The following is a 21,810-nucleotide window of genomic DNA, read 5'->3' on the forward strand; positions in this document are numbered from 1 at the left end:
GCCTACCCCTACAGCGTGTTAGTAGCTGTAGTTATGGCTTTCACTGTTACTTGTGGATTTCGATGTGCTTGCAGATCCGCTGCCGCTGATTGATGCGGATACATGCGCAGCAGACATTGCTCCTGCCGCAAGCTGTGCTGAATACTGACCAAGCGCTTTCGCTTGTTCAAGCGCCAGCTGGGCTTCTTGCAGTGATTTCTGAATCTTTGCCTCATATTCTTTGATCTGCATTTCTGCAATTGCAATATTTGTCCGAGTATTGTTGTCTGAAAAACGCGACTGCATTTCAGCATGCGAGATTTCAACACCTGCACTGGACCTCCAAGCATCGACTTGCGCGCTGAAGTTGGATGTTTTCAGCTGCGCTTCACTTAAACGGGTCTGCAAGTCTGCTTTGTAGCCATCCATATCGGCGCTGTATTTGGCGATCCATGTGCGGGCCGCTTCCATTTTCAGCTTAATCTCGTCACTCTTTAAGCTGGCTTTCGATTGAACTGCCTGTACCGTTGATGCATAAGCGCGGGTCTGCGCTTCAAACATGCTGACACGTGCAGATTCAGCGCGGGTCTGCGCTTCATACGCATCGACCTTAATTTTTTCAGCATTGATCTGCTCACCGAATGCCTGCACTTCACTGCGGTATGCATCAAATTGATTCTTGATAACGTCCGCACGTACTGACGCGCCCTGCATGGATGCTTTGTACAATTCAACATTAGACAGCACTGCGTCTATGCGCGCTTTATACACCTGCACATGCTGTTCATTGACTTGGCCCAGCGCCACTTGAGCATCTACAGCTGTTTTGTAGGCAGACAGTTTAGCAATTGCGCCTTCCAGTTTTGTTTTATATACCAAAGTCAGCGATTCAAATGCGCTGTTCTGCGCATTAAACAGCGCCACTTGCGCATTAAAAACACTGATCTTGCTTTCAGCATTAAACTTTGCTGTTTCAAATAAATGATTCACTGTGTTGTTAAACACATTGACCATGATCTGCTCAAGCGCAATGCCTCTTTCGACCATGAATCGAATATTGTCAATTTCCATTTTACTGGCTTCGATTAAAATATCTCGATTCAGCTCACCCGCCTGTAAATGGCCCTGCTCACGGATTGAAGCGGCCTGCTTGGCAAGCATGCCCGGCGGCATAGAATAATTTCTGCTTGACCAGTCATTGATAGATTCCTGAACTGCGCGCTCAGTGTCACGGCTTAAACGGCTTCTTGCACGGCTGAACAGCGCATCCTCAATTGGCGCAGGCAATCCTGTGCCGCCAGCCATCCATGCTTTTACCTTTTGCTGAATATCATTCAGCAATGCTGATTCATAAGTCGGCTCACGCCATTCCATAAATACATTCGGTACAGCGATTGAATCCAATGAAGGCGGCTTGCCGTCAAAATCAGCCAATTCAGGAAACTGAAATTCCGGTATTTGCAGCTGCACCAGCTGATCCAATTCCGGCATTTGCAGCTCAGGCAGTTTCGGCAATTCAAGATCTGTTGAAACATTGGGTTTTAATGGTTGATCTAACACAGCAACACCTGGTGCAGACGGCATCTGTATCGCCGGCATTTCAGGTGCATCAGGTATCTGCAGATCATCAAGATCTAAATCGGCAAGCAAATGCTCAATATTGTTGAAAGACGGTAAATCTGGATATGTAAGCGGTGAAGTCGCTAAAACTGGCTGGTTGCCAAAGTCCAAAATCGGGACTGGCGTTTCAGGAATACCAATACGAATATACGGATCAACTGGCGCTACAGAAACATTTTTAATATCCTGCAATGCCCCATTCAGCTGTGCTTGATACTTTTCAGCAAAAGTATCAATCTTATCCATCTGTTCAATGACTGTTGAAATTGCTGCACCCATAATGCCATCTGGCGCTAAATCCTGTACAGAACCTGCCATTTAGATTCTCCTTGTGGTCTTTGTAAAGTCAAAAGACAATGCGTTGATGTGCGCAGCGCTGCCATGTATTGAGAGCGAAAATGTAAAATGGCGGCCTCTTAAACCGCGCCCAAACACTGCTCTGCCATTGGTTAATTGCTGGGATGCTTCTTGCGGCATTAAATACGTGAAGGTTTGTTCAACACCAGTTTGGGTTGTAGTCACATCAAATGCGATTGGTGTGCTTCCATTGCTGGAGTATTCAAGATATGCCGCCTGCGGGTGTACCAAAGAATCACCAAAATCAATTTTTCCTGTCTTCAACCTTCCATTAATTTGTTCACCTTCATATCCAGCTGCATATACTCCCTGCTCATTCCATAAATGCAGATGCCCATTGATCACAGCCGCCCCTTCAAAATTATAAGGCGCATAGCGCGACATAGCCCAATTGTCAGTATTTGCCGTCCACGCCTGTGCATGGCTCTGCTGCAAATAGTGGTCGGTAATGAATGCGGATTCCTGTACAGCAAAATGAGCATGCTTTAATCCAAACTGCATGTCAGACATGACCGCCGTTTCATTTATACGGTACGTGCCTAGTTGAATACTCTGATCCGCATCCGCCGCCACCGCGCTTTCTTGCGTCAAGCTGAAGGCATGCCTGCTTCCGAACAACAGATCCTGCGCAAGCACCAACTCTTGCACTGCATCGGTGAATGACTTGTAAGCGGTATCCGTCAAGACTGCCTTTTCACTGACTTGCGCACTCGCCGACCGCTGTCCAAATGCGGCATCAGCCGCAATGGCTGTTTCTAAACTGCGGTGCGACTGTATATAAAATTGAAGATCTGAAGCATAGGCGGTTTCTACAACAGCCATTGCACTGATTCCGCCATAGGTTTTATCGGTCAGCGCAGCCTGTTCCAGTACATGCTCTCGGCTGTGTGCTGCCCCAAATTGATGATCAGATAAAGTCGCTTGCTCATAAACGATGTAAATAATTTGACCGAGATCAAAGTCTGATGCATAGGCTTGTTCTTCAATTTTTGCGGAAATGCGAACGTATTGCGTATCAGTTAATCTGGCAAACTCTTCTGAATAGAACGCGGTATTGCTCCAAGTCTTATCACTTGCAATAGCGAGTTCGTTGGTAATATATTGATAATTACTCATTAATTACCCCAATAAAGTGATGTGCGCTGGAATGGTCAGCAAGACTTGTATAACCCCAATAAATCCGGCGCATGCGTTCATTGCTTTCACTAATATTTGCATATTCGCTGCTACCAAACACAGCCTTACAACCATCCTTAACCACATAGTTTCCAGTTTCATCTGGTGATGGCAAAAAATACTCTGTAACACGCGTATCTTTCACAGCAAGTAGCGGTTCATCCTGAATGCTGGCATAAATTGCCTTGCTGCTTTTAGCAGGCGGACTAGAACTAATACTGTAGGTATGCACTTTAGGTGGGCCACCCCCGCCACTTTGTTTCCATTCATGCACACTCGGATGCACCAGCCAGCGAATGTCATAAGGCAAATTAGGCAGCCAAGGGCCCTGATCTGCAAATGCGTTGGCATCTGAAGGCGCATACCTGAGAATTTCCACCCAAACTGGATTACCGTCTTTGGGATAAGGCACACCTGTCATTTTTTCCAGCGGGTTATTCCATGCAAAAATAAAATCATAAGTCCACATGCGGTAGCTGGTAGGATCGGTGATGCTGTGCAGCGCCAAACTCTCAGATACAGATTGGCTTGTCTGCAGCTTTTGTGAAGCGGTTAAGGCTGCATTGCGCATAAAATACGGGATACATACGGCGACGCCTAAGCTTTGATCATTTGAGCGTGTCACGATAGTTTCATGAGTGTAATAACGGTTACGCCACACACTGCCCGACATTGAAAAGAAATGATCGAATGCGAAAAATGGCTGTGAATCAAAACCTTTATCACGGCCTGTGATCTTGGTTGTAATGGTTACTGGATCATAGATTTCGCGCAGATCCAAATCAGAAATATAAAAATGGCCATGCGGTGATGACTGCCCTGATATTTCCGTCTGCTCCCATGACCCAACCATCATGACTGGCTCAAAATTATTTACAACTTCCTTCTGATAGCTGCGCCAATCCACAAAATAACTGATCGTTTTGATACTGTCGCCAATGTAGTATCCGTACATGATGGTGTCACAGTTTGGACGCTGGCTGGCTGGAACGATTTGATAAGCACCGAAATCAAAAGAAATGCATGCACCAAACCAAGTATCAGGGAATTTAATCTGTGGCTGATTTTTCGGCGCTGCGTTATGGTACAGATAACCCTCTGCATAGCGCCGGATGTTGCCGCTGTGTTTTGCAATCGGCTCCATGGTCAAGTTGTACCAGTAGTTGACTTCATCCTCATTCACTGTCTGGCCTAACCGGCTTAAAATCATGCTGCTGTCGGCGCGGCGCAGTTTATACAGAATGCTGGCAGCTTTTACTGTGCCGGCAGGCAAAAGCGGAATCAGCGCGCTTAAATATGGGCCTGCGCTTTGAGCATCCTGCTGCGACATTGTTACCTTGCCAAGCATGCCTCTGTTTTCAGCAGGCATAAAACTGGCATTCAGCAAATAGGTGTAGCCGATTGTAATGCCGGTATCAGGATTTACTCCCCAGCAGGTATTAATCCCTTCAGTGCCATTCAGATTAAATGACCAGCCGCAGGCTTCGGTATAAGCATTGAAGCTGTAAAAGTCCGCCGTGTCGCAGACTTTGATAATTGCGCCTGCACGATGCCATGCAAAAAAATCATTATGGCTTTCAGGAAATCCCTCACCGCTAGGCATAGCGCCGAAACGGTCTAGAATGCCTAGAATCTCGCTGTCACCCTGCTCACTAATCCATGCATAAAATTCCGGTGTTGCTGTTGCGGGTATGCATGGCATCGGCATCGCCCAAACGCCCGAGGCATTGACTTTAAGCAGCCATGGCGCGCCGCTGCTGTCAAAACTCACCGCATCTGTATTGCTGAATTTGTAGTCATATTGAAACTGTCCGCTGATAGGTGGAATTCCTGAATAAGCAGGCAGCAAATTGTTTTCTATGCGTTCTTCAATCGCTTCACGCAAGTCTTCAGGCAGGGCCAGTTCGGCACGTTCAAACTCATTGTCCGGCAGGCGCTCAAAATCCTGCATGCCGTATCCGCCGACAATCTGCATTACTTCAGCCATTGCGCCGCTGTACCACGTAGGCCGCTGCTGTACATATTGTGTGGTCATGTACACCGCATTCATATTTTGAGGCGCAAACTCATTCACTATGTTTTCATTGACTGAAACATTGAAGCGCTGCAGCTTCAATGTTTTCGCCGGCTTTTCCCGCTTTCCATATCCGCTAAGGCGCGCGCGTGTCTGTTCTGACAGCAGCAATCCCGTGCCTTGTTCTGCCTGCGGCTTGGCATCTGTAATGCATCCGCTGTAGAGCATCGGCACATACGACTTGGCAAAGCCAGTGTAGCTGAAACGATCATCATTGCGCTTATAGGCCAGCACTTTGAATATTCCAGCCATATCTGAAATAACAAAATAGCCGCCATCCGGCAGGTAGGCGGTTCGGCGCAGGCTTTCGATGCTGCCTGCTTGTTTGAAGTCTGAGAAGCGGCGGACTGAAACATCAATAAACGCACTATCGCGCTCACTGAGCAGGCCGCCCTCAACACTTAAACCATACGGTTTAGCGCTATGCATACAATTATGCTAATGCAAAACGATAGCCAATATCGAAAGTGTCTTCATTTTGGAATGTACGCGCAGCGGCATATTTCGCTGCTGAAATCAGCACACCAGATGTGCCGCCGCGGGCTGAATTTGTCAGCAGTGCTGTGCCTGTCACATTGACTTGTGATGCTGTTGCAAACACCACGCGCGCTGTCGATGCCAAGTTCTCGATATAAGTATCTTCATTGGCCTGAATAGGCGTAAACGCTGGACGTGTTGCGCTGGTATAACCTTCCGTCAGTGAAGTGATTTCATTTGCCGCTGTTGCAAAGTTGCTCGCTTTCCAGTTGCTCGCCGGCGCAGCTGCACCATTAAAAAGCGCCAAATAAAAACCTGCAGGTTTAGCTTTGCTTGCAATGAAATATGTATTCAATACATCAAGCAAACCTTCTTTGGTGATTAAGTTTTTAGTGCGTGTCCATTCACCATCATTCACACGGTCAAAATACTCACCTGTTGCGATAATGCCGTGACGGGGAAAATAAATGCCTTCCTCAGTCTGGTCGTAAACTTCGTTGTGCAGATCTTTCTGCAAGTCTTTTTTAATACGCTGTTTGTTCATTGCTCTGCGCTGCTGTAAATGAATATGCCTTCAATTTACAACGGCAGTGACACGTCCATCCAACCCTACAGCGGAGGCGCTAATACCGCTGATATTCTTCATGACTGTTTTTTGCAGTTCAACCAACTGACCATCAGCCGTGCCGGCAGTAAAACCTTTCTCGCTTAACCAAACTGCGGCGCTGCTGCTTGTATTCAACTGCGCCAGCAATGCACTTTCCGCTAAAAAACTGCTGTCTGGGATGGGTCGCGCTGAGGCTTTCGGTTCGACTGTCATCTGCTGTAAATCCGCACCTCTAAGGAATACAACGTGATCGGTCTGGCCAACCCAAATACCGCCATCAACTGGCTCCAAGAAGGTAATACGCTGCGGCATCTGAATAAAGCTGTAGCGCATATCGCATAAATGAAAGGCCATTGCTTGTGAAAAGTAGATCACATTGGCGCGTACTGAAATAATCCGGCCCCGCCATAAACTCAAATATTTGCCCGCTGGCATCGGGTCCATGTATTGGGTCACAGCCGCTGGCCCAAGCGCAGGCAGCAGCGCAATATGCGCTTGCGCTTCTGATATTGGATAATCTTCAACTTGATACAGTGCAGATCCGCCTGTTTCAGTCATATAAAGGCGGATATGCGTTACGGATGGATCAGTACACAGCGGGAAAGTAACCTGCGCTGCATTCTGCCCTGCGCACTGAAGGCTACTGATTTCTGACAGTCCAGATTCAGCGCCGCTGCGCAGCCATGACACTGCAAAATTATACTGGCCTTCATGCAGACTGCCGTCACCATCTTGCGTCACATACGGCGCAGCTGGCGTATCCAGCGTAAATTTCAGTGCATTTGCGCCGTCATATACAAATAAGCCTGCATCACTGCACATCAGCACACGGCTGTTTAAAATAATATGCTTTGTCCGTCCTGCTGCTGCGCCGGCATAGAGCACCTCATACGACCAGACTTCAGGATTTACCTTGACCCAATCACCATGCAGTGAAGCAAAACAATCACCATGCAAACTAGATTGCCACAGCCATTTAAAAGGCAATTGCGTTTGCTGTGCAACACCTGCGCGTAAAGATGCACGGCCTGTTTCAGAAATATCAATGTTCAAAGCCTCTCGAACATGCAGGCTTGGACTGTCGCCGCCTCGTTCTAACGCTTCATCTTCACGCGCATTATCTATTCCAGCAAATGAAGGTAATTTTCTAATCGGCATCTGGCGCTCCTTTACGGTAGTTATCACCATTCCCATAAGGGCGGATATAGTGAACCTTGTTACCGATATTAGGCGTGTTAAATCTGCTTGACGCAAACCCTAGAGCGCCAATCTGCTGCACTTGTGGCGGCGGCAGCGGTGTACGCTTCACTCTCATACGCTGATCGAATCGGGTGTAATCATAATCAGCTTTGAAAGTATCAAAGCTGACAGGATTAATCTCACGGACTTTCAGCGAGATCCATGCCTGTCCGAATTTTTCGGCATTAAAGCCGCCATAATTGCCGCTGACAAGGCTGCCAATGCGCAACCCTTGCCACATAAATGGGCCATCGCCACTTAATCGCGTACCCATTCTCAATGCATCATAGCCATGCATGCCAATTGAACGGTTTAGCAGTTCAATACGCTGACCGCCAAACGAAAGCATATTCATTGCGCCAGCATAAATACGGTGTACACCAATTTCAGCACGATGCTGTATAGACGCGCGCCCTGATGCAAAGAAATCGGCAGAATCAAATTGTTCTAGTATCTGCTCAAAAGGGCCAACAACATGCCAACCCGCACGATATGAGGCAAAACCCTTCACCCCGATATAACCTTTTCGGTTGAATACCCTTGGATGGCCTAAGCCCAAATTCCCCCAAGCAGAAACATTATGCAATTCACGGTGTCTATTCGTAACTGTTGCATGACCAAAAACTTCTCCGGCAGCCCGGCTCCCGCCGTCACTGTTTACAAAGTGCAGCATACCGATGGCAGGGTTATTTTCTTTTGCTTGTGCAGGAGCTTCGGTAACCGCATAGATGATATTCGGCGACATGCGCGGTCGGCCCATTTCAATTTTATTTTCAAAGCCCTGAACACCAATCGTCCTATTCTTATTTCCAACGGCAGGACTGCCAAATTCTAGGACCTGAATCCCTGATTGAATCTGAATGACATTTGAACGTACAGACGGCGAACCAAAAACGCTGCGGAAAATACCCGATGGATACAGCACATTCTGGTTAATGCCTGGTGCTGTAACTTGATTTTGAGGCGGTTTAATACCGTGACCTGAATAAGTATGCCCATCAATAGATACCGCATCCAGCCAAATACGCTGATCTGTAAATGGCGGCTGCGCCGTTTTGGCTAGGCGCGCTCTGCCGAACTGCATCGAATGCCAGCCAGCAAAATCAAATGACCTGTCACGAAACGCAATCACCGGCTTGCTGAATAAAGTAAGTGTATCGCCCTGCGCATTTACATCGCGCCATTGCGTCCGTATGGATGCGCCGCCGAATTCTGCGCTGTCATGTCCAAAGATCCGCATTTCAGGCGTTACATTATGCAGCTGCGGTGTGCCAAAGAAATCACGCAAGGCCCATTTCGGCGCAATCTTTGTCCAGCGCTCAAATACTTCACCAAATCCGCTGATGAATGAATCTATCCCGCCTGCTGGGTCAATGTAGCGTGTATTTAAATGCACAGACGGCATTCTAATCGGCGGCGGCGCAATAGAATGACGCGCTTCAATGCTCACTGTGCGGATACGGTAAGCAATAAATGCAGTGCCGAACGCTTGGCTTTCGATGTTGCCGATGCGCTGAAAATTGCGCCGCGTGTTTTCAATGCCCACATTACCGAATGCCTGCGCGTTAAAGCCTACTAACTTAAGAACCGCAGCAGTATTGTATGCAATATGCCAGCTTGACATATATGGCGCTTCAATGCCGTCCAGTTTGATCTTGCGGACACGGTGCGTAATCCGCGGCTGTCCTAGTCCTTCAATTGCATCAAAACCATTCACTTGCAGATCACGGCCTGTATTCTCAATGAATGCATGACCAAACTTGCTATGCACAAAGCCGCTGGCCTGCATTGTCCTGTTGCGGTTGGCAATCGCTGTCCATCCGACAATTGCTGGCGGAACAAGTCCGCTGTCATGTATAAAAGTCTGCACAATATACTGGCGTAAATTCCAAACCTTGGCATAGCCCCAGCGCATCGCATCTTCATTACCTGCAGTCAGAAAGCCTTTAGCGCCGAGATAACGCTTTTTCAGCGAAATTTCAGCGCTGCCAAATGCGCCAGTAAACCCCAATGCTGAAATGGTCTGAATTTCAGGAATAATCCGTGTGCCGAAACGCGCTGCATCAAAGCCTTGCGGGCCAATGTGCTGATCTCCGCCAACTCTAGGCAGTCCAGCAGCAGGTGCTTCAATACCATCAGGCGCAATGCTCCGCGTTTTAAATGTGATCCATGCGCCTGAAGATACGCGCGATAAGCTGAAACATAAAACTGATACTGTCCGGATGCCATGCTCAATGCGAGGAGTACCTGAATCATTAAACGCTGCCCCTTTTGTCTGCATTGGCCGGTTTTTAAAATCCAGCTGAGCAGAACCGAATGCGCTGCTGTCTTTGCCGCCTGCTTCAAGATAGCGCCTTAAACTGATGACACTTGGCTTTCCAAACTGCGCGCTGTCTGTGCCTGTTGCAAACAGCCATCTAACACCGCCGAGCAGTGCTGGATTGCCAAACGCCAGCGGGCTGAAGCTGGGTGCTGCAATAATTTGCTTGCTGTTGTATATGCGTGTTGTGCCGAACTGCAATACATTAAAACCGCTGACAGTAGCCAGCTGGTTTTTGTTTACAGCGGATGCATGGCCTAATGCTGAAGCATTGAATCCTGAAACATTGATCAGCTGCTTAAGATTGTACAGCTTAGCAGTACCAAACAAACTGGAATTAAAGCCGCTGGCCTTGGTCTGCTGATTTTTACTGATAATTCCAGCGTTACCGAACGCTTGATTGCTGAAACCTGATCCAGCGAGATACTGCCGGCTGTTATGCAGCTTTGCTGTGCCGAATGCTTGATTACTGAAACCCGCCGCAATCAGCTTCTGATTTTTATTTTTTAATGTCGCGCTGCCGAATGCTTGTGCTCTAAAACCAAATACAAAAACATATTGATTGCTGTTATAGATTTTAGCAGTGCCGAATAAAGATGCATTAAATCTAGACGGTTTTAAAAACTGTGTAAATTTCAGCTGAGGTTGTGCGAATGCTGCAGAATCAAAACCTAACCCTATAATGTACTGCGTAACAGCAGGCTCATCCGGAAGACCTAAGAATCTCACATGCAAATCATATGCATTAGATAAGTTGGCTGGTTTAGGAACATCCAAATATTCTGCGGTTAGCAAATAAGGCTGTTCATGCTCATAACTATCAGTCATTCACCATATCCTATCTATAAGGAAGATTGACCTTGTATGGATGTTCTGGCGCTAATAAATCCAGCAAGCCCCACTTATGCGCTAAATAACCTTCAAGTTTTTGACGCGTTGCAAAGTCTATCGCCTTGCGCACAATAATAACTTCGTGTAAATCTCCAATCGAACGACCATTCTGCGTATATTGTGTTAGAACGGAAAAGTTACGACCTCCAACTTGTTGTGAGCTATGTGCGCCAGCTTGATACACGCCATTTATGCCCGACTGTAACAAAGTTGGTGTTCGCAAAATTGAAACCATAAGCTTATTTTTTCCAATATTATGCGCTCTACTGATATTAAATGGTGCGTAATTAGCTCTGGTTTCAGTTAGAGCTATTGCATCTGCCGTTATACTAACGGTCGGCGCAATCCAATTTGAGTTTGTTGATTCAATTGATAAAAAAGCAGACACAAGATAACTTTGCTCAAAGAACGCCACACCAGAATTGCCTTGTGCTGGTACGCCGCCGCTTATTTTTCGAGGTGTGGCTACAATGAAGTACGAATACTCATTTCTTGCGATTTCCTCCAAATCATTAAAAGAACCTGTTAAGTTTTGCAAAGTAGTGCCGTCTGAGCGAATGCACTTTGAATCTGCAACATACAGCGGTTTGTTTGCCTCAACGTTTTGCGCGACATGACGTTGATTCCCGCTCTTATCTTTGAGAAGGCTTACTCTGTTGTTGGTATGAACTACAGTTGAATAATCAGCTACATCAAGCCATACATCAGATTCTAAATAAATTGGAGACCACAAGTGACTTGCTAAACAACTTATTTCGCTACTCATAAACGATAAGTTTCCACGTCGCACACACACCTTATAGTAATAAGTTAGACCTTCCACCACATTATTATCAACGTAGTACATAGTTTTTAAACCAGTGGCTATCGGTGCTGGCAGCTCATGGTCCGCTAGTCCAATCATACTTGTAAGCGAGCGGATGACTTCAAAAGAATCAAAATGCCCGAACTGTGCAAACTCAAGACGGATACCTTTTTCTTCAGACATGCTCCACCTCTATAGGCGGTTTAGAATCTATGATATTTCCATACGGATCTTCATTCTTCCAATAGCCTTGTTTGTCATGCCATTGAACATAGCTGTCAAACAATGCCTGCTCACTGCCAGCCTGAATCGCGTTAATAATGAAAGGCTCAATCCATTGTTCGACTTGATCATAAGGCTGTTTGCACTGCTCATATGCATAGGTTTGGAACTTCGGCGCTTCAGAAAGCCGCCGCCAATTATGCACGAATGACGCACCGCCAATTTCACCCATTTTCCCTGCTTCAATACTGGATACGCCAATCGACTGCGTAGGCGGTTTTTCTGTCATTTTTAATCCTTCTCTACGTTCAGGATCAATACCGGTTGCACCAATCGACTGCGCTGGTGATTTTTCTGACATTTTCCTAATCCTTCTGCGTGATTCATCTAACATAAGCGGAACAGCTGCAAGAACGGCTGACATAACGCCTCACTTTTGAAACGCAACCGCTGTGGCTGCAGCTTGGATTTAGACTTTATAGATTTTGTTCGCACCGTTATCCCAAGTGACAATAATGTCGCCGCCATTCGGCGTAATTGGCAAACCTGTTGCAGTATCAATGTAGGCCAGCAGAGGGCTTGTTGAAGCAGTGCCAGTATCCACATATAAAATGATTGCAGTAACCGTACTGCCAGCCACAGTCAGGAAAGTGACATCATTGGCATCTGCCGCGCCGCCGTTCGTGGATTTACCGCTAAGGACTACTGCAGGTGCAACAATTGCGGATGTTGAAATATCAGAAAGATACTGGTGTGTACCAGTCTGTACTGCATATCCTGATGAAACAAGAATGCATTTGATGGTATCAGCCATCCAATTGAATTGACCTTCTAAATAACCTTTGCGGGCCGCATCATAAAGTGTGTTTGCCATGCGCTTGAGTCTCCGTAATTAAATCGGAAGCACTCATGCGCTTATGTTTGATTTCAATGTGATTATCTGCTTCAACACAAATTCGAGCCAATTTCCCAGATTTTTTGATCAATTGAACTTTGGCATCGCCAATGTAAAGCGTATCTTCGGTCTTTAAATCAATAATACGTTTGCCCATATTTGTGCATGATTAAATAAAATAAGTAAGATCATTATGTAAAAAACCCCTGAAAAGCTTTAGCCTTACAGGGGTGCTTATGTCACAAGCAAGTCATGGCATGAATGGAATAACGTTATGCGGTATATCCTCACGAGTAATGCGTCGCAAATCACTATCAGGACGAATACCGAAATAATCTGTAAATTCCTGCTCTGCTAATGCTGACCGATTTGGATCAAAGAATTCTGCATCTGGTACCTTAAATGCTTGGTGTAGTACCCACTGAATCAATTGAACATGGTGAATTTGGTTAATTTCTGGAACATCGGTATCATTTTCCATTGGTAACAATGGCACACGATAGCCTTCTAATTGTAATTCACCATCTATATCAGGAATTGGAACAAGGCGAATACCTGTATCATCCTGCACAATGTGTTCAGGTTTACCCTGTTTCACTCGCCAATTCTCACCATCATAATAATGATCGAGTAATTCAGCTGACATTAAAGTCAAGTATTGCCCTTTTGTTCCATCACTCGGCTGGAACCACACTCGAGTCAATTCGTATAACGATTCATGCAACTGATAACGAGATGAACCAATTAATACATTAATCTTACAAACATCATTGTTTTGGGATTCATGCAATAAACGACCACGGATACACGCTTCAATTACGGCATCATTAAGCCAATCAATGACACTGGCATCATCAATAAAATATGGTTCTACTTTATCGTTGGCCAGTGTACGAAAACGGCTGATCAGGTCATTTAGCTGCATTACACAACCCCATATTGATGAATCATTTGAGTAACTGATTCTTTTAATTCATCAAGATTTTTTTGTGGGCTAAGTTTCTGCTCATACTTTTCTAAAGCATATTGAACCAAGCCAGCCTTTGTCATTTTTCCAATCGTTTCAATTTCATCAAGAACTTTATTTTCTTTATCAATTTCTTCTTGCTGTTTTTCTTTAGAGCGATTGAGAATACTTGACGTATCATCATCTAAGCCTTGCTCGGTAGATTCACCAGAAATGGATTCAGGCTCACCATAACGAGTAAACTCAGGATGTTTTAAAAACTTGGTTGCCAAATCACTTGGAATTGATCGCACTTGACCTTGTTCAAAGGTTAAAGCTGATTCGTATAAGTGGTCGGTATATAGAGATTTATTTCCAATATACTGAATTGACACACCAGCAGATTTTTGAACAACATTGGCTGGGGTGATTGTCGCTGTATTAATTGCGACATTCTTTTGATGCTCAACCTTTTGGCGTAGATTCACAACTTCCGCACTCAATGCCAAGTAATCTTCAGGATCAGGCAAGTGCTTAACCAAATGCACCGTTGTACGGAATAAATAATCCTTTGCCTTTTGTTCATCTGGTAATTCTTCATAAGGTAAAAAACATGGATGCTCTTTCTTTTCCGCATCCTTGACGTCACCATATTTCCAGCCTTCCGCCTCTTTTTGTTTATACCAGCTTTCATGTGACTGTTCTGGTGTTGCATCTGGATTTGCCAAATGCATTTCTACACCAGCAATCGCACTGCTACGCTGCCAATCTGGCGCATCATCCCATGTTGGTTGGCTGTCATCACCCATTGATTGGAAATATGCAGCATTAATTGCATGACACATCATCGCTATTGCAATCGTTTTCATCTTATCACCGTAATAAGTTAAAAAATAAAAAGAATGGTGTAGGTCTGTCTAAAACCTACACCATCAAAACATTAACGAGGACCTGTCAATTCACCACTAACAATAACTTTGATGTCGCTTGCCTTAGCATTCGCCGCTACACCAGTGGTTAAAATCAATCGTGCAGGTTTAGGTAAAGTTACCAATTTACCCGTATTTGCACGCAATCGACCTGCCGTTGCAAGATCGCCACCACTGATAAAATATGCCGCATCTTGTGGTACTTCTGTACTATCACCATCAAGATACTTAAAACCAAGTGACCCTGTAACGGTGGCTGTCATACCTGTTTTAATCAGGACTTGAGCATCATCTAGGCGCATACCTTGCGGTAATTCACCTAAATCGATAACATCACCACTTGCTACTGCAACAGTTGTGTCTGAATCAATTACGGCACCTGAAGCATTCGTGGCAAGAAAAAATGCTAACGCTGTAACATTGCCATATGGTGAGAATCCACCAAACTGACCATAACCACTAGGCTTCTTCTTAATTGTCGCCATTTTAAAAATCTCCAAGGATTAGAATAAGATGAGGTATGCCCATAACTGGACATACCCAAAACAATTACTGATTAGCACCAATGATTGGCACAGCGGTATCGACAACAGTTACACCATAGTCGGTAAATTCTGTACGCTCACCAGTATCAACAGCGAAACGGATTTTTGATGTACCACGAATGGCACCGATCAATAATTCCCATTTATCGCCATGATCAAGGTCTTTTTCAGACCAGAAGAAAGGCACACCAGACTTATCACTTGCAGCCATTGCTTCCGCAATTGCTTGTCCACCCAAAATAATAGAACGATCAACCGCAAAGCTTGTACCAAAGCTTGATGGCACGATTAAATCTGATTCAGTTTCACTATCATGCGAAGCACAATATTTAATTGTGTCACCTGCATAGAAACGAATCGGACGTGGCATTTTTCGGATAATAAATCCGTTCCATAAACCTACATCACCTAAGAAAAGCGGATGTTGTTTTGCCTGACTTGCTCGTGCAAATGCAGATGATTGGAAAGAACGGAAACCTGGTTGGGCAGCAAATTTGTTGTACTGTGCTGGCGATACAAGCCATACACGTAATGGTGAATCTTCCGCAGCAACATCACCTTCAAACTTACAAATAGGTGGTGGTAAAGCAATTTGATCCAGAACAGTTTTCATTGAATCAACTGTATCCATAGTAAATAGATCAGTTGTTGCAATATCAAAATCACCTGCATTGCTTTTAACGCTCTGCACACCAGAACCATCAACAACATAGTGACGGTTTTTAGTTGGTGCTTTAACACGGTTTACCATGATTTCATTGAAGTTTTTATTATTATCTTTAGGAATAACCCATTCAATGTTGTTATGAGAACCACGTGCACCAGCCATATGCACCAGTAATGACTGATCACAATAGCGATCCATCAAGTTCTGAGCGACTGGACGACCAAGTTTGCGTAAATCAGCTGGGCTACGAATCTGTGACATCACGTTACCCAAATCAACAGGGAAACGAGCTTGGTTCACACGTAGGCGATCTTCATTCAAAGACATCCCCACACCACGACCTTCAGCATACGCACTACCCATAATTGGATATGCACCGACTGGATTTAGTAAGTGGAATGTCACTTCATCACCACGCCCTTTTCCTAAGTCCTGAACACGAACAATAGGCATGTGGGATGTGGTTTGTTTACGGAGAGTCGCTTCCGCACCTGCTTCACCCTTAGGCATTTTCCCAGCCAATAGGTTTAAGGTGCTGTTACGATTCATGTGTGTAGCGAACAGACCTACCGCTTGGGTAACTAAATTGGTCTTATCGCCATAGCTTGCGTTAGTTTTAGTAGTCATGTTTCAAATACTCTCATCACGTATGTTTAAACACGTCTATTGAGAAATTGCTCCACTTGGTCGGGTGTCCATCCTTGCATTTCCTCTGCAAGTTGCGCTGGCGACATTGCTGCCAAACGCTCATCACGAGAAACACCAGCAGGACTACCAGCAGGCAAATCACTCAGACTGTTCGGTGGTGGTGTTTGAGCCTGACTCACAGCTTTTTGCGCTACTGCCTTTACTGCATCATTGGCAGGTTGAGCAGCTTGTTGACCTGATTGGGTATTCGACTTATACAATCCTAGAAGTTCTACCACCTGAGCAGCTGAACCTTTATCCAAAACTGTTTCATACGCATCTTTCAGAAAACTTGGTTGTGCATTCTTCCAATCATTAAATTCTTTCGATTCAACAATAGATTCTGCATCTGGGTGTGCTGTAAAGATTTCGTTAAAATGAGCTTGCTCTACACTGACCTGCTGTTGTTGCTGAATTGGAGCTAAAGCAGTTTGTAATTGCTGTTGCACCAAAGTTGAAACCTGTGAATTAACAAGTTTCTGAATACCAGCAGCCAAATCTTTCTCGCTAAAATCCCCAAAGATTGCAGGGTCTACACCCTGATCAATCGCTTGTTGTGCGATATTTGCTTGGTTGTCCTGTGTAGTTGGGGCCTGTCTGTTATCTTTACGTTCCTGTGCATCAGCTTGAAGTTGTGCCAACTGTTGTTGAGCTTCATCAAACCTTTGCTTCCATTCCTTTTCACCGTTACGTGCTTCCACTAACTTGTCATAGGGAATGGTGTGTTTTCCGTCTTTAGCTAAGATCACAGCATTTTCAGCATTTAACTGACTTTCATCGACCTGTTGTTGCTGTTGTGCTTGTTGTGTATCAGCTCTTGCGGAGCTATGCTCCTCATGCGTACCGTCTTGACCTTCAACTTTTGGGGTATTTTCTTCTGTAACTTGGGTAGTTGCTGGCTGACTACCATTTTCCGCATTTGCGGTATCGCCATTTAACGCTTGCTCTAAAAGCTGCGCTGCAAGTTCAGGTGATGCTTTACCACCGTTAGCTTCAATCAACTCATTTTGTTGCTCTGTAATATCCATGTCTGTCCTATCACTTATCGCTGTGACCGCAAAGGCGAATGGCTAGAGTTATCTAGCGTTTAGCTGCTGATTGCTCAACATGAGGAAAGTTTCAGGGATTTGGATATAATGGCGTTAGCCTTACAGGGGGTATTAATTATAATGAATAAGAGACTAATTTTATGACAATAAATCAATCTACTAGCGTATCAGCTGAATTCGGTTACTACCCCGAACGTATAGAAATTGAAAATGACCGATTTTCTATTAAAACCTTACCGAATTTTGAGGATGTTTTAGCTGCGGTAAAAGATGATCCTAATATTCATAAGGATTGGATTTACCCTGGTACTCAAAAAAATATAGATCTAAATGGAGTGATAACCCATCGTCCATATAGTGTTCGTATATTTGGAATGCCTAAAACCCACGAAATCACACTTCATAGAAGTGACAACATTGAGGACATTGATTTTGTAGTTTGGTGCTTATCTTTTTTTACAGGTATGCGTTTGTCCAAAGATAAATACGGATTTCTCGATGCGACACCAATCAAAAAAGGAAAGCTCGTAGACTTTGTACTATCACAATGCACTATTGAGGATGTAATCGAACTGACACTGGATTATCTAGAATCAGAGCGTGATAATTTCCGTGCTACGAAGCGAGTTTCAGCTGTAATCCATGCATTATTTTTAGCACAATATCCTCAAAGCCTGCCATTTGAACGCTTCCAATATCTTTATATGGCACTTGATGGCTGTTACCAACTTGTAAAAGCAAAAGCAAATCCTAAACTTAAAAAGGACATCTCTCATAAAAATAGAATTGAATGGATATGTAATCAATTCCAAATAAAAGTTCCTGACTGGGCTTTGGTTATTGAGAAAAAGTCTGAAATATCAATTGTACGCAATGATACTATGCATGAAGCATTATTTTTAGATGAACCACTTGGATTTGCCATTTACATTAATAATCAGCCAGACGGTAAACAGATTAACGTCATACTAGAAATGCAGCATTTACTTTGCCGATTATTAGTTTGCATTCTTGGAAAAGCTGAAACTGACTACGTCAAATCATGTATTAATAATCGACTACTAAAATGTCTTACGTTATAAACAAATAAGCAAAAGCAGAATTTAAATTTGTATTTAGATAAAAACCACCATTTTTAATGGTGGTTTAAAGATATCGAATTCGATAGGTTTAAATCAATTCACCCAATAATATGGCTTAATTTTTCTTTCAGCAAATAACCCTCAAGCACCCATACTTTGTTGCGAGCATTTTCATACGCAATTTTGCGACCAATTTCAGCATCGAAATTTTCAGGACTTGCACATGCACTTTCACCTGTAACAGTGAATCCATTCTCTAATGTAAGAATACAGAATGTTAATGTCTGTAGTGAAAGCGGTGCATCAAAAACTTCTACACCATTATCGCGCTTGCATACGTCACGAGGTAGGATGTATTCAACTGCTTTAATTTTAGAATCAATATCAGCAGGCGTTAAACGTGGAGCATTTAAGTTTTTAGATTGAATTTCTTGCTCAATTTGCTGTTCTACTGTCTTGGGTTCTTCCTGAACCAAAATCACGACTGCACCATTCGGAATACGATCTGTTTTATGACTATAAGTTTCATTATTTGTCACTCGATAATCAAGTAATGGATTCTCGACAACCAAGTAATCACCTGAAATATGCCACGCACTAACGCCAATCATTCGTGCAACCTGTTCAGCATTACCAGTAGTGTCAGTGGTTGGATCAAGTTGTAAAGTAATTTGAGCAGTCATAATAAATTCCAATAAAAAAGACAGCCAATTCGACTGCCTTAGTATCTGTGAACAATAAAAATTACTCTTGCCTTACAAGGGGTATTGCATTTAGCTCATTTTTTAGTTCAATTTTTTGCCTCATTCGTTCACGAGATAATGTTTCTTTTTTAGTTAAACGCCCTATTCCTCGACCTCCGCCTTTATTACCTAAACGCTTAGACCAATATTCATAGTCACAATTTATAGGCTTGCCACCCTTGACTGTTCTGCTCATAATATTTTCACCCTAAGTTATCGGTAGTTCGAGCTGTTTCTATACCCTGCATTCCTGTTGAACCTTGCTGTGGTACTGGTGGGTTCATCGGGCTGGTATTCTGTTGAACCATTGGCAATTGCTCACTGCCAACCTGTGCTCCTTCACCCTCAATGTACGGACTACGAATATTGCGTGCTGCAGTCTGCTCTGCTGTTGGGAAATTAGGGTCATCACCCATAGGATCAGGACGTTGATAACCTGCACCTTTCATAATCTCGTCAGCAATAGGTGCGATCTGCGGCATCATTGCTACCTGTGAACCTCCTTGCATTGCTGAATATGCAGCTTGCACACCAATTTGTACTGAACGTGCGTCTATTTCCTTAATTTCACTTACTGCTTTACGCTCTTTAAGTTCAAGCTCTCGACGTTTTAGATCAATACCAGCATCGGCAAGTGCTTTATCAACAGCTTCTTTAATTTGTTGTTCCACTTGTTCTGGTGTCGGTGCCTGTGTAGCTTGACGAATAGATTCAATAATATCTTTCTTGAATGGAATGTCAGTCAAGGCCATCACATAAGGCAATACTGCAACTTGAACTTCTTGAGGTAAGGATTTAACAATCTCAGACAAGGCATTAAGTTGTTGTTCTCGGAAAGTGCTGGTACTTGGAACATCATCAAGTACAACTTTCAAGCGTGTACGTTGAACATCATTACTAACATAAGGATAACCATGTTCATCAACCTCGGGTTTATTGATAACAACTGTACGATCCTCACGTACTGCATCACCTTCAATAATGATAGTCTGTTGCTGAGTACCCATATCCTCAACGATCATTGATAGTAGCATTTCTCCCATGAGGGTACGTCCCTCACGGAAATTATCCATCATCTTCATTAAGGTCTGGTTTGACTGCTCGATCTGTAACTGTTCTTGTTTTCCAGAAGTAGCATTACCTTTTTTACCTTGGAACCCAGAAGTAATATTGCTTACTTGCTCAATAGCAGCACGATTATCACTGATCAGTTGGAAATGTTGCTGTGATAATTCATAGTCACGTTTAACATCGAATCTTGCACCAGGTCTAGCCATGTGTGCTGCATCCAATACAATATCAGCATCAGGACGTGCAACTTGACGACGTAATTGTTCGTCTGTCATCGCCACTGCACCTTTGGTACGCTCAACACGTGTAACACTCATGCCCCAACGCAGTTTAGAAATACCTGAATTGATACTATCCTGGCTGTACTTCATGCCACGAACAAAGCCATACGGTATGCCAGTATTATCTTCACGGAACCCAAAAAAAGGTACATAAGGGAAATAATGGTGTGAATATGGCGAAGGACTATCATGTAAAAGGTGTGGTCCAAGCCAATATGAACGACGCAACTTTGATATGGTAGCCTGCTCTACACGTGCAACACCTTGATAAATTGCTAAGTCATGAGCCATATTATTGGCATCATACTCAACGATACGACCATCACTGAACTTTAAAACTGGTACATGCACCCAACGACGGTACCAAACTTCAGTAACGTTTATCTCTTTAGATGTCGGGTTATACCAGTAGTTTTCACTTATCGTCCATGAACGTGCATCAAGCCAAGCGTTTTGTAAGCCTGTACTTGCTCCACCATCCAGCACATCAGGTTGCTGCCACCATGAACCACCATAACGACCAACTGTTTGGATTAGCTCCTTGTGTTCAGGGAAAGCACTCATCAATCGTTTAGGATGAACCCAGCGTGTACGGCGTAACCAGCGTGCATCAGATAAGTCTGGTTCTGTAGACTTCATATCCCAATGAATCTCATTACGATGAACTACAACACAACGATAAGGATATTTAAATGGGTCTTGCTCACGCTTTACCTCAACCCATCCTAAACCACATGAAATTTGAGGACGAAAAGCATCACTACATGCTTTATCAGCTTTAGATAAACGTTCAGCTTGATTTAATTTGTAGTTCAAGGCATCGGCAACATCATCACCGCCAGTTTCACCATTGGCTTTTACACGCCAATCAGTACGAGTCTGTAGCTCATAACCCATAATCGACAATAAAGCTGGGCTAATTCTGTCCTCTACTGCAGGTGGAATACCGATCTGTTGCATACGGTTAAGCAAATCTGTATCTAATTGATTGCCATCTGCATAGTCCATCTCTTTATCTGCGATGTGACGCCAATGAGGTTGTTCCTCAATTTCATGCATAATCTCCGTTAATTCTTCCAGACTGAGCGTATCATCATCGCTAATCTGCTCACTTGTAGCTGTATCTTCTTGAGTAAACATAGCTTTTC

General features: G+C 44.1%; 19 protein-coding genes. 1 reads left to right on the top strand and 18 read right to left on the bottom strand.

Features of this window, described 5'->3' with window-relative positions; all coding sequences use genetic code 11:
- Positions 1 to 18: 18 nt before the first annotated feature.
- From D7V32_RS02700 to D7V32_RS02770, 15 genes are all read right to left on the bottom strand, one after another.
- Positions 19 to 1,917, bottom strand: a complete 1,899-nt coding sequence (locus D7V32_RS02700) for a hypothetical protein (RefSeq protein WP_120401384.1) — start codon at positions 1,915 to 1,917, stop codon at positions 19 to 21.
- Entirely contained in the window at positions 1,918 to 3,072 is a 1,155-nt protein-coding gene (locus D7V32_RS02705; RefSeq protein ID WP_120401385.1) for a hypothetical protein, read from the bottom strand.
- Positions 3,065 to 5,635, bottom strand: coding sequence for a hypothetical protein (locus D7V32_RS02710; protein ID WP_120401386.1), 2,571 nt, complete (start codon positions 5,633 to 5,635; stop codon positions 3,065 to 3,067). The genes D7V32_RS02705 and D7V32_RS02710 overlap by 8 nt, the downstream gene beginning before the upstream one ends.
- A gap of 4 nt (positions 5,636 to 5,639) precedes the next feature.
- Complete coding sequence (locus D7V32_RS02715) at positions 5,640 to 6,227, bottom strand: hypothetical protein (RefSeq protein ID WP_120401387.1); 588 nt, start codon at positions 6,225 to 6,227, stop codon at positions 5,640 to 5,642.
- Between the two features lie 30 nt (positions 6,228 to 6,257).
- Positions 6,258 to 7,448 (bottom strand): hypothetical protein, encoded by a 1,191-nt coding sequence (locus D7V32_RS02720; RefSeq protein ID WP_120401388.1) that lies wholly within the window; start codon positions 7,446 to 7,448, stop codon positions 6,258 to 6,260.
- Positions 7,438 to 10,677 (bottom strand): hypothetical protein, encoded by a 3,240-nt coding sequence (locus D7V32_RS02725; protein WP_120401389.1) that lies wholly within the window; start codon positions 10,675 to 10,677, stop codon positions 7,438 to 7,440. Before D7V32_RS02725 ends, D7V32_RS02720 begins: the two co-directional genes overlap by 11 nt.
- 10 nt (positions 10,678 to 10,687) lie before the next feature.
- Positions 10,688 to 11,728, bottom strand: coding sequence for a hypothetical protein (locus tag D7V32_RS02730; protein ID WP_120401390.1), 1,041 nt, complete (start codon positions 11,726 to 11,728; stop codon positions 10,688 to 10,690).
- Positions 11,721 to 12,128 (bottom strand): hypothetical protein, encoded by a 408-nt coding sequence (locus D7V32_RS02735; RefSeq protein WP_120401391.1) that lies wholly within the window; start codon positions 12,126 to 12,128, stop codon positions 11,721 to 11,723. Before D7V32_RS02735 ends, D7V32_RS02730 begins: the two co-directional genes overlap by 8 nt.
- A gap of 108 nt (positions 12,129 to 12,236) precedes the next feature.
- Entirely contained in the window at positions 12,237 to 12,641 is a 405-nt protein-coding gene (locus tag D7V32_RS02740; RefSeq protein ID WP_120401392.1) for a hypothetical protein, read from the bottom strand.
- The gene (locus tag D7V32_RS02745; RefSeq protein WP_120401393.1) at positions 12,622 to 12,819 is read right to left on the bottom strand and encodes a hypothetical protein; all 198 of its coding nucleotides are present in this window, start codon (positions 12,817 to 12,819) and stop codon (positions 12,622 to 12,624) included. Before D7V32_RS02745 ends, D7V32_RS02740 begins: the two co-directional genes overlap by 20 nt.
- A 93-nt stretch (positions 12,820 to 12,912) precedes the next feature.
- The gene (locus D7V32_RS02750) at positions 12,913 to 13,587 is read right to left on the bottom strand and encodes a phage adaptor protein (protein WP_120401394.1); all 675 of its coding nucleotides are present in this window, start codon (positions 13,585 to 13,587) and stop codon (positions 12,913 to 12,915) included.
- The gene (locus D7V32_RS02755; RefSeq protein ID WP_120401395.1) at positions 13,587 to 14,477 is read right to left on the bottom strand and encodes a RyR domain-containing protein; all 891 of its coding nucleotides are present in this window, start codon (positions 14,475 to 14,477) and stop codon (positions 13,587 to 13,589) included. Before D7V32_RS02755 ends, D7V32_RS02750 begins: the two co-directional genes overlap by 1 nt.
- Before the next feature lie 71 nt (positions 14,478 to 14,548).
- Positions 14,549 to 15,022, bottom strand: a complete 474-nt coding sequence (locus tag D7V32_RS02760; RefSeq protein ID WP_120401396.1) for a hypothetical protein — start codon at positions 15,020 to 15,022, stop codon at positions 14,549 to 14,551.
- A gap of 64 nt (positions 15,023 to 15,086) precedes the next feature.
- Positions 15,087 to 16,376: a phage capsid family protein gene (locus tag D7V32_RS02765; RefSeq protein ID WP_120401397.1), complete on the bottom strand. Its 1,290-nt coding sequence runs from the start codon at positions 16,374 to 16,376 to the stop codon at positions 15,087 to 15,089.
- 26 nt (positions 16,377 to 16,402) lie between these two features.
- A complete protein-coding gene (locus tag D7V32_RS02770; protein WP_120401398.1) occupies positions 16,403 to 17,464 on the bottom strand; it encodes a hypothetical protein in 1,062 nt (353 codons plus the stop codon).
- 161 nt (positions 17,465 to 17,625) lie between these two features.
- On the opposite strand from D7V32_RS02770, the gene D7V32_RS02775 reads away from it, so the two are divergent.
- Complete coding sequence (locus tag D7V32_RS02775; protein WP_120401399.1) at positions 17,626 to 18,567, top strand: hypothetical protein; 942 nt, start codon at positions 17,626 to 17,628, stop codon at positions 18,565 to 18,567.
- A 98-nt stretch (positions 18,568 to 18,665) separates the two neighbouring features.
- Here D7V32_RS02775 and D7V32_RS17815 read toward each other — a convergent pair whose 3' ends face one another.
- The 3 genes from D7V32_RS17815 to D7V32_RS02790 form a co-directional block, all read right to left on the bottom strand.
- Positions 18,666 to 19,043, bottom strand: a complete 378-nt coding sequence (locus D7V32_RS17815) for a Gp49 family protein (protein ID WP_228200164.1) — start codon at positions 19,041 to 19,043, stop codon at positions 18,666 to 18,668.
- Between the two features lie 268 nt (positions 19,044 to 19,311).
- Positions 19,312 to 19,506 carry a hypothetical protein gene (locus D7V32_RS02785; RefSeq protein WP_120401400.1) on the bottom strand — a complete coding sequence of 65 codons (195 nt, stop codon included), beginning with the start codon at positions 19,504 to 19,506 and terminating at the stop codon, positions 19,312 to 19,314.
- Positions 19,507 to 19,513: 7 nt separating this feature from the next.
- On the bottom strand, positions 19,514 to 21,802 hold the full coding sequence (locus D7V32_RS02790) for a portal protein (RefSeq protein WP_120401401.1): 2,289 nt from the start codon (positions 21,800 to 21,802) through the stop codon (positions 19,514 to 19,516).
- Positions 21,803 to 21,810 lie beyond the last annotated feature (8 nt).

It is taken from the genome of Acinetobacter tianfuensis, from assembly GCF_003611465.1.
GTDB classification, from domain to species: Bacteria; Pseudomonadota; Gammaproteobacteria; order Pseudomonadales; family Moraxellaceae; genus Acinetobacter; species Acinetobacter tianfuensis.

Bases quoted from the DNA above. Each gene is read 5' to 3' on its own strand.
- D7V32_RS02740 (WP_120401392.1), bottom strand. From the start codon at position 12,641: ATGGCAAACACACTTTATGATGCGGCCCGCAAAGGTTATTTAGAAGGT.
- D7V32_RS02735 (WP_120401391.1), bottom strand. From the start codon at position 12,128: ATGTCAGAAAAATCACCAGCGCAGTCGATTGGTGCAACCGGTATTGAT.
- D7V32_RS02785 (WP_120401400.1), bottom strand. From the start codon at position 19,506: ATGAGCAGAACAGTCAAGGGTGGCAAGCCTATAAATTGTGACTATGAA.
- D7V32_RS02710 (WP_120401386.1), bottom strand. From the start codon at position 5,635: ATGCATAGCGCTAAACCGTATGGTTTAAGTGTTGAGGGCGGCCTGCTC.
- D7V32_RS02750 (WP_120401394.1), bottom strand. From the start codon at position 13,587: ATGCAGCTAAATGACCTGATCAGCCGTTTTCGTACACTGGCCAACGAT.
- D7V32_RS02745 (WP_120401393.1), bottom strand. From the start codon at position 12,819: ATGGGCAAACGTATTATTGATTTAAAGACCGAAGATACGCTTTACATT.
- D7V32_RS02725 (WP_120401389.1), bottom strand. From the start codon at position 10,677: ATGACTGATAGTTATGAGCATGAACAGCCTTATTTGCTAACCGCAGAA.
- D7V32_RS02755 (WP_120401395.1), bottom strand. From the start codon at position 14,477: ATGAAAACGATTGCAATAGCGATGATGTGTCATGCAATTAATGCTGCA.
- D7V32_RS02715 (WP_120401387.1), bottom strand. From the start codon at position 6,227: ATGAACAAACAGCGTATTAAAAAAGACTTGCAGAAAGATCTGCACAAC.
- D7V32_RS02765 (WP_120401397.1), bottom strand. From the start codon at position 16,376: ATGACTACTAAAACTAACGCAAGCTATGGCGATAAGACCAATTTAGTT.
- D7V32_RS02770 (WP_120401398.1), bottom strand. From the start codon at position 17,464: ATGGATATTACAGAGCAACAAAATGAGTTGATTGAAGCTAACGGTGGT.
- D7V32_RS02760 (WP_120401396.1), bottom strand. From the start codon at position 15,022: ATGGCGACAATTAAGAAGAAGCCTAGTGGTTATGGTCAGTTTGGTGGA.
- D7V32_RS02775 (WP_120401399.1), top strand. From the start codon at position 17,626: ATGACAATAAATCAATCTACTAGCGTATCAGCTGAATTCGGTTACTAC.
- D7V32_RS02705 (WP_120401385.1), bottom strand. From the start codon at position 3,072: ATGAGTAATTATCAATATATTACCAACGAACTCGCTATTGCAAGTGAT.
- D7V32_RS02730 (WP_120401390.1), bottom strand. From the start codon at position 11,728: ATGTCTGAAGAAAAAGGTATCCGTCTTGAGTTTGCACAGTTCGGGCAT.
- D7V32_RS02700 (WP_120401384.1), bottom strand. From the start codon at position 1,917: ATGGCAGGTTCTGTACAGGATTTAGCGCCAGATGGCATTATGGGTGCA.
- D7V32_RS02720 (WP_120401388.1), bottom strand. From the start codon at position 7,448: ATGCCGATTAGAAAATTACCTTCATTTGCTGGAATAGATAATGCGCGT.
- D7V32_RS02790 (WP_120401401.1), bottom strand. From the start codon at position 21,802: ATGTTTACTCAAGAAGATACAGCTACAAGTGAGCAGATTAGCGATGAT.